General features: G+C 56.5%; 11 protein-coding genes. 3 read left to right on the top strand and 8 right to left on the bottom strand.

Annotation, left to right across the window (positions count from 1 at the left end):
* The first annotated feature begins 82 nt into the window (after positions 1-82).
* Positions 83-529, top strand: coding sequence for a hypothetical protein (locus AC6IZD_RS11820; protein WP_497783517.1), 447 nt, complete (start codon positions 83-85; stop codon positions 527-529).
* A gap of 42 nt (positions 530-571) precedes the next feature.
* Here the strand turns inward: AC6IZD_RS11820 and AC6IZD_RS11815 are convergent, their stop codons facing one another.
* From AC6IZD_RS11815 to AC6IZD_RS11780, 8 genes are all read right to left on the bottom strand, one after another.
* Entirely contained in the window at positions 572-2,266 is a 1,695-nt protein-coding gene (locus tag AC6IZD_RS11815; RefSeq protein WP_497783516.1) for an acyl-CoA carboxylase subunit beta, read from the bottom strand.
* Positions 2,267-2,474: 208 nt separating this feature from the next.
* Positions 2,475-3,389 (bottom strand): Lcl domain-containing protein, encoded by a 915-nt coding sequence (locus tag AC6IZD_RS11810; protein ID WP_497783515.1) that lies wholly within the window; start codon positions 3,387-3,389, stop codon positions 2,475-2,477.
* A 682-nt stretch (positions 3,390-4,071) separates the two neighbouring features.
* Positions 4,072-4,488 carry a cobalamin B12-binding domain-containing protein gene (locus AC6IZD_RS11805; RefSeq protein WP_497783514.1) on the bottom strand — a complete coding sequence of 139 codons (417 nt, stop codon included), beginning with the start codon at positions 4,486-4,488 and terminating at the stop codon, positions 4,072-4,074.
* Between the two features lie 147 nt (positions 4,489-4,635).
* A complete protein-coding gene (locus tag AC6IZD_RS11800) occupies positions 4,636-5,157 on the bottom strand; it encodes a DinB family protein (protein WP_497783513.1) in 522 nt (173 codons plus the stop codon).
* Between the two features lie 97 nt (positions 5,158-5,254).
* Entirely contained in the window at positions 5,255-5,509 is a 255-nt protein-coding gene (locus tag AC6IZD_RS11795) for a hypothetical protein (protein ID WP_497783512.1), read from the bottom strand.
* Positions 5,487-7,274 (bottom strand): methylmalonyl-CoA mutase family protein, encoded by a 1,788-nt coding sequence (locus AC6IZD_RS11790; RefSeq protein ID WP_497783511.1) that lies wholly within the window; start codon positions 7,272-7,274, stop codon positions 5,487-5,489. Before AC6IZD_RS11790 ends, AC6IZD_RS11795 begins: the two co-directional genes overlap by 23 nt.
* Before the next feature lie 149 nt (positions 7,275-7,423).
* On the bottom strand, positions 7,424-8,251 hold the full coding sequence (locus tag AC6IZD_RS11785) for a glycosyltransferase family 2 protein (protein WP_497783510.1): 828 nt from the start codon (positions 8,249-8,251) through the stop codon (positions 7,424-7,426).
* A 133-nt stretch (positions 8,252-8,384) separates the two neighbouring features.
* Positions 8,385-10,424: a TolC family protein gene (locus tag AC6IZD_RS11780; RefSeq protein ID WP_497783509.1), complete on the bottom strand. Its 2,040-nt coding sequence runs from the start codon at positions 10,422-10,424 to the stop codon at positions 8,385-8,387.
* 292 nt (positions 10,425-10,716) lie between these two features.
* On the opposite strand from AC6IZD_RS11780, the gene truA reads away from it, so the two are divergent.
* On the top strand, positions 10,717-11,493 hold the full coding sequence (truA, locus tag AC6IZD_RS11775; protein WP_497783508.1) for a tRNA pseudouridine(38-40) synthase TruA: 777 nt from the start codon (positions 10,717-10,719) through the stop codon (positions 11,491-11,493).
* 131 nt (positions 11,494-11,624) lie between these two features.
* Positions 11,625-13,223: an aldehyde dehydrogenase family protein gene (locus tag AC6IZD_RS11770; RefSeq protein WP_497783507.1), complete on the top strand. Its 1,599-nt coding sequence runs from the start codon at positions 11,625-11,627 to the stop codon at positions 13,221-13,223.
* Positions 13,224-13,237 lie beyond the last annotated feature (14 nt).

Here is a 13,237-nt window from a genome sequence, read left to right as displayed (position 1 = left end):
GGAGCATTGTCCTAAGAGCATCTGGACGTATACTGCTGAACGCCGTATCGTCGGATGCGCGACATCCTACATAGGAGACGATGTGAACGTTAGAAGATATGGAGTTTCCGCACTACTTGCGGTCTCATTGATGTTCAGTGGCACTGCTCTGGCCGACAAGGGTGGGAATGGTCATGGACGCGGGCACCAGAAGCAGGAACAACGTGACGACGACCGCAGAGACTATGAGCGGGACCGTTACTATGGCGATCGTGAATCGCACGCCGCGCGCGAGTGGTATGCCTATAATCGCAACCATCTGCCACCGGGGCTGGCCAAGCGCGACCGTCTGCCTCCCGGCCTGGAGCGGCAACTTGTGCGTCGCGGAACCCTGCCTCCGGGACTGCGGCGCAACATGTATCCATGCCCGCCGGAGCTCGAACGTAGACTTCCACCTCCGCCTCCCGACTGCGCCCACGTGCTGATCGGCGCGAATGTGGTGTTGGTCAATCGCAAGACAAACATCGTTATCGATTTCTTCGCGTTCTAAATCATCTGCCCTGCGGTGAGGATTCCACGCCGCAGGGTATTTTTATGTCTGCAGAATCCCCACGCTGAACGGCTCGACGACCGGATTGCTCCGCGCTGCGGCCAGTGCCCATGCGAGCGCCTGTCGCGTTTCGGCGGGATCGATGATCTTGTCGATCCACAGGCGTGCTGCACCGTACTGAGGCTTCATCTGCTCGGTGTACGTTGAGCGAATCGATTCATAGAGCGCCTTGCGCGCGGCTTCGTCTGCCGGCTTGCCTTCACGCTCCAGTTGCTTCAGCTTAATCTCAACCAGCGTGCCTGCTGCGCTCTCACCGCTCATCACCGAATACCGCGCCGTAGGCCATGCAAACATAAACCGCGGATCGTAGGCCTTGCCGCACATGGCGTAGTGTCCCGCGCCGAAGGAGCCGCCGATAATGACAGCGATCTTCGGTACGACGGAGTTCGACACGGCATTGACCATCTTTGCTCCGGCTCGGATGATGCCGCTCCACTCGGCATCGCGACCCACCATGAAGCCGTTTACGTCATGCAGAAACACGAGTGGGATGCGGCCCTGATTGCAATCCATGATGAAACGTGCGGCTTTCTCGGCGCTCTCGGTGTATATGACGCCGCCGAATTCGGTGCGCTTGTTGCCGTTGTGGTCGATCTGCGTGGCATGCAGTTTCTGGTTGGCGACGATGCCCACTGCATGGCCGTCGATACGGGCGTATCCGCAAAGCAGCGTCTCACCGTACCCGGCTTTGTACTCGTCAAAACGCGAGCCGTCAACGATGCGGGCGATCACCTCACGCATGTCGTACTGGCGCGAAGGATCGGTCTCCACGATTCCGTAGAGTTCTTCGGCAGCATACGAAGGCTCGGCGGGCTCAATGTGGTCAAATGGAGCTTCGGGCCGCGCTCCCATCTTCTCCACCAGCGAGCGCACGCGGGCGATGCAGGCTTCATCGGTGGGTTCTCGGAAATCGACGGTGCCGCTGATTTCTGCATGCATTTTCGCTCCGCCCAATTCTTCGGCGCTCACCTTCTGTCCAATCGCAGCTTGCACCAGCGCCGGTCCGGCGAGAAAGAGTCCGCTGCCCTCGGTCATGAGGATGTGGTCGCACATGACGGGCAGGTATGCGCCTCCGGCCACGCACATGCCCATGATGGCCGTGATCTGCGGAATGCCCTTGGCGGACATGACGGCGTTGTTTCGGAAGACCCGTCCGAAATCGTCCTGATCGGGAAAAACGTCTTCCTGCAAAGGCAAAAAGACGCCTGCGCTATCGACGAGGTAGATTGTGGGCAGGCTGTTCTCGATGGCGATGTTCTGTGCGCGAATGACCTTCTTCGCCGTCATCGGGAAGAACGCGCCAGCTTTCACTGTCGCGTCATTCACAATGAGCATGAACAATCGCCCATGCACCCGTCCCAATCCGGTCACCACGCCTGCAGCCGGAGCTCCGCCCCATTCCTCGTACATGCCGTGAGCCGCGTGTAAGCCGATCTCGAACAGCTCGGTACCTTCGTCGAGCAGCAGGGAAATCCTCTCGCGCGCGGTCAATCGTCCCTTGCTGTGCTGGGCATCAATTGCTTTCGGGCCGCCGCCCTCGCGCAACTTCGCTTCCTCGCCTCGGAGAGAGGCGACGAGCGCTTTCATCGCTTCCTGATTGCGGACATAGCGCGGAGCATCGGTCTTTACCGCCGACGTTAACTGGTTTTCGAGAAAGGGGGACTTGAATTGGGTCATCAGCTCCTCACCAGAGGTAGATGCAAACGCACCAGCCTACCCGAGCCGGAATCAACAAGCAATTGTGTGTGAATTAGAGTTCAAGGTGGCAGATTGTGCGCTGGAGTTCTCTGTTGGACAAATCAGCCCGTATCCGCGAAAAAATCTGGTCGAAAATGCAGACGATAGGTCCGTTTGGACCAATTTTGGGAAACTCCGCAATGGAGAGTCATTTCGCCGGCTGAGCGTTGGCATCCCGAACACAGAGCGCATTCATAGTGTCGCCCTCCAAGAGATCCTCGAAGCCTTTCCACCTGCGCCCTTCATCGAACCAGAAGGACCAGAAGTGGGTGCCTGAAGCATGCCCATTCGCCTCAACTACCGGAGTGCTGCTCCATTGGCGCCCTTCGGAAAGCAGAAGGCCTCCGCTCACTTGAAGGTCGGCATTGCGATGCAAAACTTCGGAGCTACCTACATATTCGGTGGCGTAAGCCGACAGGTTAACGAGACTCTCCAGTTCATCGATCGCCGCCAACCTCCAATCCGAATATCCCGCCAGTCGCAGCTTGCGGCAGTACATCATTGCCTTGTGCCAGCTCCTGCGTTTGCCACTATCTTTCGCGGCCCACATAAGCCCATTGGACGGATCGACCCAGTACCCACGGGCCTGAGTCTCCCGAGCCACGCTGGGAGCCGTCTTTGAGAACTGATCTTGTGTCGCCCGCTTCGGCGGTGGCGGAACCCTACCTTCAGCGATGCACGCATCGCTCGTATCCGCAGTTCTCAAGACTGTACTCTTATCAACGCACCACACGGCTCCCGCGGGATCAGACGCAGGAGCAGCTGTGACCTGATAGTCGTCAGGCGTGCAGTTCAATCGGATGTTATAGCCAGCGAACTTGCCGGATGCGAGTTCCTCGTCAATCAACCCCGCGGCCTGGGCGGAAAGCTTTTCGCCCTTCCGTGGTGGCCCGAGTTGCTCTAGCCGACACGCGAAACCTTCGCCATAACGCTGATACAGAACTTGCGCCTTATTGAAGGTGCGTAGAGCACGTCGGATCCTCTGGTTGGCGTCAACATTCGCCTTCTGTCCGTACGCTACGCCACAAACTGCGATGACAATCCATGAAATGCACCGCTGCATACGCCTTGCTCCTCGTCAGGCGAGGCCGAACACGGTTGCGGAATTGATCAGAACTCATTTCCAGTTGTGAAAGTTCCTGCCTGATATGTACGCAATCCCGTTCATCAGAGTCAGCGCGAAAGCCATTACAAAAATTGACTCCACTGACCACCGAAGCCGCCCCGTGCTTATGGCCCATATGATCGATAGGGCGTTGAAGATGACAAACCACTGCTTTTGGGTGAGAAGTTGGTGAAATCGTTCTGGATCAAGGGGATGCTTGATTACTTTCCAAAGTCGGTTCATGGTGTTGCAACGAAACGATATCAACAATTAATCAGCATGTGAATAGATAGGTGGCCATGACAGGCCTTCTCGTGAACTATCCCGATTCGGTATCTGCGATGGCTGATTATGGTGTGAGTTGCATTGTGAGGACACTTTGCCTAGCACAGGGTCTGCGCGAGGCATACCTCTGCCGCGCTCTCGATTTTTAAGCAAACTTTCGGGAAGGAAAACGCTCTAAGCTTTCAGATAACGGGATGGCGACCGGTTTTTATCGTTTCTCGGTCTTGGGAGCATCGAAGGAGAACGACCTGACAGATGCCCACTTCCCACAACCGTGTCCGGCAGGTCCGTAGAGCTCACGGAACTGCCGGATACACTTTTGTGCGGTCGAATACCACCTGGAATTACGGCTTAACTATGCAGGCACTTCGCGAGGCTTTGCGTTCTCGCGAATGAAGGTGACGATTTCTTCCATCGGGGTTCCCGGCTGGAATACACCCTTCACTCCGGCTGCTTTCAAGCCAGCGACATCCTGATCCGGGATGATTCCGCCCACGAGAAGCAGGACGTCGTCCATCTTCTGTTCCTTCATCATCTCGGTAACGCGCGGAACAATAGCGTTGTGTGCTCCGGAAAGGATGGACAGTCCGATGACGTCCACGTCTTCCTGCAGCGCAGCCTGTACAACCATCTCCGGCGTCTGCCGCAGTCCTGTGTAGATAACTTCCATGCCGGCGTCGCGCAAGGCGCGGGCAATCACTTTAGCGCCCCGGTCGTGTCCGTCGAGACCGGGTTTTGCAACTAGTACACGAATTCTGCTTTCGTTTGCCATATAAGTGCGAAGCGTCCCCAATACAAAAGGAAATTACTCGCCTCTATGATACCGCTCAGGAAGCAGTTCCGACATCGCAAAACGCAGGTCTTTTGTCCAGTGGAAGGATTATATTCATTGTACCCACAGGAAAACGCCCGTTTTGCCCTAGAACGCACCTCTTGAGGCGACTGCCAGCTTTGCGGTGATCACCGCCTGACCTACATGCCTGGACGTATGTTCAGCCACATGCACCAATAACCCTCCAACGCTAGTAGGTAGCGCTTTTCTCCCCAACGCTCGTTTGCCTTCCAGATCGGCCGTAGCAAAGGCCCGAATCCGGCTTTCCGCCGACTTGAGAGCTGACTCGAACTCACTCAGGACTGCGCTACCAATGGCGCGCTGGTCCATTTCGCTTTTCAGCATTTGAAGTTGCTCTTCGGAAAGTTGCTTCCCCTCGGCGTAAGTCAGTAAGCGGTCGATGCTGCGTGCCATGTGCCGCAACTGAAATGCGACGGGAGCGAGCCCATGCGGGCGCAGGTTCCATTCTTCGTCCGTGAGATGACTGCACCATTTCTGTACGTCCTCGCGCGCTAGTTCAAGCGCATGGATTACTGCGCGCAGCACCGCCGGAACATCCTGATGAGTTCCTCGCATCCAGGGTTCGACTGCACTCTTGTTTTCCGCCATCACATCTCCTTCCGATGCAATTGTTCCAGAAGATTAAAGCAAAACGCCCGGCGATCGCCGGACGCTTTGAATGTAGTGCAACACATTTCAGCGCGACTTAACGTCGCCTTGCCGCCACATAGATCCAAAGCCTCACAGCAACGTACAGCGTCAAGATCGAAGCGCACACCACCATTGCCCAGGCCCACTTCGGTCGCGTGCCGACGTTTACGCAGACGAGCACAATGCACCAAACCACGCCCGTGATGAGCACCAGCGGTTGTGGCGCGGTAGTCCGCTTGCTGTAGCGCTCGCGAATGATGGATCCGGCGCTTGGTTTTGATGACGTATTAGGCGAAGGCTGACTCTTCATACGTTCCGTACACCTCGCGCAGCGCTGCGCAAATCTCTCCCACCGTAGCGTACGCTCGGACGGCGTCGAGGATGTACGGCATCGTGTTTGCCTCAGAGATTTTTCCATCGCTTCCCGCTTTGGGAACCGTGGCTGCTGCACGTTTCAGCGCATCGAGTGCCCGCTGAACTGCTTCGTTATCACGCCGCTCGCGCAAGGCACGCAGTTTCGCCCGCTGACGCGCGCCGACTTGCTCGTCGATATAGAGGATTTTTGGCGATGGCTCCTCGATGATGAACTCATTCGCGCCTACCATGACTTTCTCTTTGGCCTCAGCCGCGCGTTGAAATTGGTAGCTTGATTCGGCAATCTCCTTCTGCGGATAGCCGTGCTCAATCGCCCTAACCATTCCGCCCATCGAGTCCAACTTGTCGAAATACTCGAATGCGCCGTTCTCCATATCCAGTGTGAGGCGCTCGACGAAATACGAACCCGCGAGGGGATCGATGGTGTTAGCCACGCCGCTCTCATAGGCAATTACCTGCTGAGTGCGCAGAGCGGTGCGCGCCGACTCCTCGGTAGGCAGAGCGAGCGCTTCGTCGTAGCTGTCTGTGTGCAGGCTTTGAGTGCCGCCCAGCACCGCGGCCAAACCCTGAATTGCCACCCGCGCAATGTTGTTCAGCGGCTGTTGCGCCGTTAAGGAAACGCCTGCCGTTTGCGTATGGAACCGCATCAGCCAGGTGCGCTCGTTCTTCGCACCAAAGCGGTCCTTCATCAGGCGATACCAAATCTTGCGGGCTGCGCGGAACTTTGCGATCTCCTCGAAGAAATCATTGTGCGAGTTGAAGAAGAAGCTGAGCCGCGGCCCGAATTCGTCCACGTTGAGCCCTCGCCGAAGCGCCCATTCGACATATTCCACGCCGTCATAGATGGTGAACGCCAACTCCTGCAGCGCCGTCGCGCCTGCTTCGCGAATGTGATATCCCGAGATGGAAATTGTGTTGAAGCGCGGAGTGTAGAAAGAGCCGAACTCAAAGGTATCGATAACGAGCCGCATGGAGGGTGCGGGTGGATAGATGTACTCTTTTTGCGCGATGTATTCCTTCAGAATGTCGTTTTGCAGCGTGCCGGAAATCTTCTTCCAATCGGCACCCTGCTTTTCCGCCACGACCAGGTACATCGCCCACAGCGCGCTTGCCGGAGAGTTGATCGTCATCGAGACCGTGGTCTTTTCCAGATCGATGCCGTCGAACAGAATTTCCATGTCTTCGAGCGAGTCAATCGCGACGCCGCACTTACCCACCTCGCCTTCGCTGAAGTGGTGATCGCTGTCGTATCCCATAAGGGTAGGCAAGTCGAACGCGACTGACAGCCCGTGGCCGCCATGTTGGAGCAGGTATTTGTACCGCTGGTTTGTCTCCTCCGGCGAGGCGAAGCCTGAGAACTGCCGCATCGTCCACAGTTTCCCGCGGTAGCCAGTGGCGTGGATGCCCCGGGTGTACGGAGCTTCCCCCGGATACCCTAAATACTTTTCTTCGGACCAGTCTTCGGGCAGATCGGCGCTGGTGTACAGGCGCCGTATGGGCTGACCTGAAACAGTAGTGAAGCGGGCGGTCCCATCCTCGTTGAGGTTGATTCCAGTCGGTGCGCCAATCGGTTTCTCCGGTTGACGTTCCAAGGCCCTGGCCAAAGTGGTCTTAGCCCATCGGCGCTCGGCTTCAGTTGGCTGTCGTCCGTCCTGGGCTACGTTCACCGGAATCACGGTGGCAAGTTTTCTCTCCGCCATCTTCACCCTCCCCCTGCTTCAGATGCACGGAGCAGCATACCCGTCTCATCCAGGGCGGGATGCGGGCAAGGAACTTGCGCTCAAGCGAAATCTGCTTTCAGGAGAACAACTTGGGGAGGCACCGGAACCGAACTGTCGTCAAGTGGCCATCAGGCCGTCAGGTCGCGACTCTTTTCCCACGCCTTGGCGTATTTCCAGCTGATATAGGCCGAGTGGTAGAGGTTCACCATAAGCCCCTCGCGTCCGTCGAGGAATCCCAGACGGAAGAAATAGTTCTTTATGAACATGGCAGTGGGATTTACGACGATGTTGAAAAGGAACGCTGGAAGCGAGCGACTTGTCCGTCCCTTCCGCAGAACCAAGGGCACACTCTGCGTGCTGTAGCGGTCCATGTGCTCGATGTAGAGCGCCACGGTCGGATACTGGTAATGCAGCAGATCTTGTTTCAACTTGCCGGTCGGAACCGTCGTCTTTGGTGTGGTATGCGGCTCAGTGTTTTCCTCTAACCGAGCGGCGCCCTTGCGGAATAGTCTCAACTTGTGGTCGGGATAGAATCCGCCATGTCGCATCCATCGCCCAAAGATCAGATTCAGGCGAGGCGTCCAATACGCGTCGTACTTTGGTTTGCCAGCCAGAAGCGTTCGAATTTCATCAGACAGTTCCGGGGTCATGACTTCGTCGGCATCCAGCGAGAACACCCAGCCGCTGCGGCAGTGATCGAGCGCTGAATTCATCTGCCCACCGTAGCCCTTCCACGGCTCGGAAACTACTCGTGCACCGTAGGATTGGGCAATCGCAATCGTCTCGTCGGTGGAGCCAGAGTCAACCACAACAATCTCGTCAGCCCACTTCACGCTTTCCAGGGTGCGTCCGATGTTGGCGGCTTCGTTGCAAGCCACGATAGCTATAGATAGGGAATTGCGTGACTTCTCACCCCCCCCACGCTCGGCGAGAGAAGCTGAATTCTGTTCTGGCATGGCCCCATCGTAGCAAAACAGGATTGCCGGACCAAAAAGTTAAGGCCGGTAGGTTCGATGAACCATTCCGGCCCTGAAGTCTTCATCAGGAGGTTACACGTGATAGACGCGACCTCCTGAAAAAGGTTAGCAATTATTTTGCGACCGGCTGTGGATTCACCGTGGCGGGGGTCAGGTTCGGCTGAAGTCCCGGAACCGAGGGCATATGTGCAACACGTCCCGCAGCCGCATCCTCCATTGAAATGCCGTTGCGATCCAGCGTCTGCGCCGTTACCTGGTCCAGCGCCACGCGGGCTTTCTCATAAGTAGATAGTGCCGCCACGTAGTTGGAAGCCGCCTGGGTGGCCGCGCTCTGCAGGTTCAAGACCGCATAGCTGGTCGAAGCTCCCAGTGCATACTTCTTCTGCTCGGCTTCCAGATTCTGCTGTGCATAGTCGCGAGCAGCGCGAGCTGCCTCTACACCTGCCCGAGCCTGTTGCAGCGCAAACGCCGCGTTGCGAACCTGCAGGTTGATCTGGTTCCTCTGCTGCTGGTAGTTCAACTGGTTCTGGCGGTATTCCAACTGCGAACGAATCTGGTCAGACTGGGCTGCACGATTGCGCAAGGGCACGGTTAGAGAGATATATGCACCCTTGTCTGGACGGCTACGGTTCACCAAGCTTGAGAATACGTCCCCATAGTTGTTGTTGAGTCCCGAAGAACCGTAATAGCCCACCAAGTCCAACGTCGGCAGCAGAGCGTTCTTCGCTGCGCGGTTGTTGATTTCGCCATTGCGAAGGTTCAGCTCGCTTTCAAGCAGTTCCGGACGATTTGCCATTGCATACGACACAAGTTCTTCGGCTGGAGGAACCGGCTCATCGCTTAGAACCATCGTGTCAGTCGGAATCACCGTTGCGGAGGTCAACAGCGGATCGCTGAAATTACGAGCAATCGCGTTCTTGGTGATTAGCTGCTGGTACTGCAGGTTGGTTTGCGACACGATCAGGTTCTGCTGCGCGGTCGCCACCGAAGACTGAGCCGAAACCACCTCGATTGGAGCCAGGGTACCGATTTCGACTTGCTTCTTGTTGTCGGTCAACGTGCGCTGTGCAAACTCCAGGGCCGTCTGCTTTACCTTCACGTCTTCGTAGGCGTTGACCAAATCCCAGTAGATGTTCTGGATCTGCGCAACGGTAGTAATGACCTGCAGACGGAATGCCGCGTCGGTCACTTTGCGATCGTTCTGGGCAATGATGATCTGACGGCGGTTATTGTCGATGCCCCAGCCCTGCAGCAAATGCTGGCGGACCGTACCTCTCCAGGAAGCAGTCAGTTCAGGGTTGAACGTTGGCGCAAACAGGCTGTTCGAGGGAATATTGTTGATCACTCGCTGATTTGAGTAGCTGACCTGAGCTAGGGTGCCGGTAGCCCATCCCTGTGCGTAGTTGAAGTTGTAAGTGTTTGTGTTCTGCTGGTAGCTGTTGATGCCGTACAGTGCCGGATTGGAGACTGGAGTCAGCGTTCGATCCGTTGCGACCGTCCCGGTGAGAACCGGATCATAGGAGTCGATGGCCGAGCCAACGGAATTCTGAGTTGATTGCACCACGCCACCCGTACCGGAAGCCGCACCGCCCGTACCCGTGCTGGTGCCGCCCGAGCCGCTGCCAGTTGATCCGGCCGTGCTCGTGCTGGTTGCGTTACCGCCCGGGGTTCCGGTCAGCAATCCGCTCGAAATACCGCGAACCGTTCCGCCCGCCTTCGTGCGGAGCAGATCCATGTCGGCGATGTCGAGGTTATAGCGCGCGATCGCGATGTCGAAGTTATTTTCAAGCGCCAGCGCCACGGCGTCATTCAAGGACAGCATCAGCTTGCCGTCTTTAATCAGATCGTGCAGACGGTCGCTGTTCTTCATAACAGGCTGAGGAAGAGTATGTGGCGTATACGGCTTCCATACGCTGAGGATTGAAAAAGGCTTCGTGTACTCGTTCAGAGGCGCCGTGTATTGTGCCTGAGCGTTTGGCTGAGGGACGGCATTCTGCTGCGCAGTTTGAGTTGACGCTTGCGCGCTCGGTTGAGGACCGTCCGGAAGCGGCGCCGTTCCCGTCTGCGCCAGTAAGGTTGAGGACAATAAACCGACGATGGAAATGGACGCAACCATTCGATGAAACACGTTGTCTGGACGCGAAACGGACATTCGCTCTTCTCCGTTATAAATTCAGTAATCTCATCTCGGGTTCAAGACCCGCTCTGCAACCTGAAGGAAATGGGCTGCGTTTCGTGAAGCACAAGAACTCTTACGCAATTCTCCCACCCGAAGTTCCCGGTCCTTGTAAACTTTTGCAAACGCACCGGACACGCATGATGGAATTGCGCGCAAGAATTGAGTATAGCCGACTCGCTTACGTTGGTTCGCGTTGAAATATCCGCGGCTGTGTTGCGACTCGGTGCAGTTGACTTTGCACACGAAACTCAGCAACCTGTAAACATTGACTCGCACACTCAAACTCACGATTGCGTACGACGGATCTGCATTTCATGGCTGGCAGGTGCAGCCAGGGAAGCCAACGATTCAAGGCACGCTCGCGGAAGTGATAGAGGGGCTTACTGGCGAGAAACTACTGCCGCAGGGTTCGGGACGCACGGATGCTGGTGTTCACGCACTCGCGCAGGTGGCAAGCTTCGAAACCTCCAGCTCAATCCCCGTACCCAATTTGCGCGTCGTGCTGAACGATCGGCTTCCGGCGTCGATTCGCGTTCTAAGTATCAATGAAATGCCCGCGGGATTTCACGCGCGACACTCCGCACATGGCAAGTCCTATCAATATCGAATCTGGCGAGGCGATGTCGTTCCGCCATTTCTTGCGCGTTACGTTACGCATCATCCATACCCGCTGGATGAGTCGGCAATGGAACAAGCGGCGGCACTGGTAATTGGCGAGCACGATTTCACTTCCTTCGCTGCAGTCGATCCTGATCGCAGGCTCCGCTTGGCTGCAGCCTCTGGCGATTGCGAAGGCGCTTCCAACGTTCGCACAATCTACGAATCTCGCTTTGAACGCATCGATGACGAGTTGCGCTATATTGTGCGGGGCAACGGGTTCCTGCACCACATGGTGCGCAATCTGGTGGGCACGTTTTTACTCGTAGGGAAGGGAAGCATCGCTCCGTTCGCTATTCCCGAAATCACAGAAGCGCATGATCGCCGTGCTGCTGGCCCAACGGCCCCGCCAGAGGGGCTTTACCTTGTCAATGTCGAATATTAAATTTGCGTAAGCTACTGAATTGAAAGTGATGAATCTCCATGACGGTGTCTTTATTCCTTTCGGCCGGAGCAGGGAAAATTCCTGTTTCTTGCGTCTTCCGGTAGCATCCAATCTGCTGTAGAAACGCACTGATGGAAACCGGTATTCATCTCGTAAATAAGTACGGCTCCCGCGAAAGGTTCTCAACGTTCAATCCAGCTACCGGGGAGCCTGTAGCCGAGTACCTTGCGGCTTCGGCTGAGCAGGTTACCTCGACTGTAGAAAATGCTCGCCTGTGTCAGAGCTGGTGGTCGCGACTGCCTCTGCTGCGCCGCGCCGACGTGCTTCGCCGGGTCGCGCGGCAACTCTGTGCAGAAAAAGAATCACTGGCCCGAATCATCACCGCTGAATCCGGCAAGCCGTTGCAGGAAGCACTCGTAAACGACGTGCTGGTCGCGGCTGACGCTGCTGTCTTCTGCGCCGACAACGCCGCAAAGGTGTTTCGCAATCAGGAAATTCCGCATACAAATCCGGCCTTGCGGTTCAAGCGCGGGCAGCTCTCATGGGAGCCTCTAGGCGTCGTCGGAATCATCTCGCCGTGGAACTACCCACTGTCCATCCCAGCGACCGATACATTTGCCGCACTGGTGACAGGGAACGCGGTGGTGTTGAAACCCAGCGAATTGACTCCACAGATTGCTCTCGAACTGGAGCGTATTGTCTGCGCTGCGCTGGACCAGGAAGGATTCTCATCGCAAGTCCGTCCTTTCCAGGTCATTACCGGACTTGCACCCACAGGTCAGGCACTCATCACAAGTGGCATCGACAAATTGATCTTTACTGGCAGTGTCGCCACAGGACGCAAGGTTGCCACGGCAGCCGCAGAGCGGTTGCTTCCTGTCACGCTTGAGTTGGGTGGGAAGGACGCGATGATCGTGCTTGAGGACGCCGATATCGACGTTGCGTCCAGCGCCGCCGTGTGGGGCTCAATGATGAATGCCGGGCAAACCTGCCTTTCCGTAGAGCGCTGTTATGTTCACCGGAGCCTCTACTCGAAATTCATCTCGCTGTGTTTGGAAAAAATCGCAAAGCTCAAGATCGGTGATGGCGCACATCCCGAGACCGATCTCGGTCCGATGATTTCCTATAAGCAATTGGAGATCGTGGAGCAGCAGGTGGATGAGGCACGTGCCCTCGGCGGGACCATCCATACCGGCGGAGTGCGACTGCCTGATCTTGGATCGAATTTCTACGCTCCAACGCTCGTGACCGAAGTTGATCCGTCCATGAACTTGATGCGGGAGGAGACCTTCGGCCCGGTGCTCCCAATTGCGCCGTTCAGCACGGACGACGAAGCTGTAGCGCTCGCAAACGACAGCAACTTTGGTCTTGCCGCCAGTGTCTGGGGACGAACCAGCCACGCTGTGGCAGTCGGAAAGCGCATTGTTGCCGGCACGGTCATGATCAATGACCTCATCTCTGGTTTTGCCATCAGTGGCGCGCCGCATGGAGGATTCAAGCTCAGCGGCATTGGACGAACCCACGGCCTGCTCGGAATGCAGGAACTTGTGCGTCCACGTTATATGGATATTGACCTGTTGCCCAGGATGAAGAAGCTCTGGTGGTATCCGTACGCCAGTAAGTTTTCATCAATGTCGGCATTTGCCGAGCTTGTTCACGGTTCCGGAGTTCGGCAGCGGATCTCGGCTGCGCTGCGGTCTATCTCTCTTCTTTTCAGCCAGCGTCATTAGTCCCCGGCATGCTC

It is taken from the genome of Koromonas humicola (assembly GCF_059726255.1).
Note: the sequence above shows the minus strand (reverse complement) of the source record. Positions and strands in the feature narration are given on the sequence as shown.

Excerpts from the sequence above, each read along its gene's own strand:
- AC6IZD_RS11805 (WP_497783514.1), bottom strand. The coding sequence starts at position 4,488 with ATGGCAAACGAAAGCAGAATTCGTGTACTAGTTGCAAAACCCGGTCTC.
- AC6IZD_RS11795 (WP_497783512.1), bottom strand. The coding sequence starts at position 5,509 with ATGAAGAGTCAGCCTTCGCCTAATACGTCATCAAAACCAAGCGCCGGA.
- AC6IZD_RS11815 (WP_497783516.1), bottom strand. The coding sequence starts at position 2,266 with ATGACCCAATTCAAGTCCCCCTTTCTCGAAAACCAGTTAACGTCGGCG.
- AC6IZD_RS11785 (WP_497783510.1), bottom strand. The coding sequence starts at position 8,251 with ATGCCAGAACAGAATTCAGCTTCTCTCGCCGAGCGTGGGGGGGGTGAG.
- AC6IZD_RS11790 (WP_497783511.1), bottom strand. The coding sequence starts at position 7,274 with ATGGCGGAGAGAAAACTTGCCACCGTGATTCCGGTGAACGTAGCCCAG.
- AC6IZD_RS11810 (WP_497783515.1), bottom strand. The coding sequence starts at position 3,389 with ATGCAGCGGTGCATTTCATGGATTGTCATCGCAGTTTGTGGCGTAGCG.
- AC6IZD_RS11800 (WP_497783513.1), bottom strand. The coding sequence starts at position 5,157 with ATGGCGGAAAACAAGAGTGCAGTCGAACCCTGGATGCGAGGAACTCAT.
- AC6IZD_RS11780 (WP_497783509.1), bottom strand. The coding sequence starts at position 10,424 with ATGTCCGTTTCGCGTCCAGACAACGTGTTTCATCGAATGGTTGCGTCC.
- AC6IZD_RS11770 (WP_497783507.1), top strand. The coding sequence starts at position 11,625 with ATGGAAACCGGTATTCATCTCGTAAATAAGTACGGCTCCCGCGAAAGG.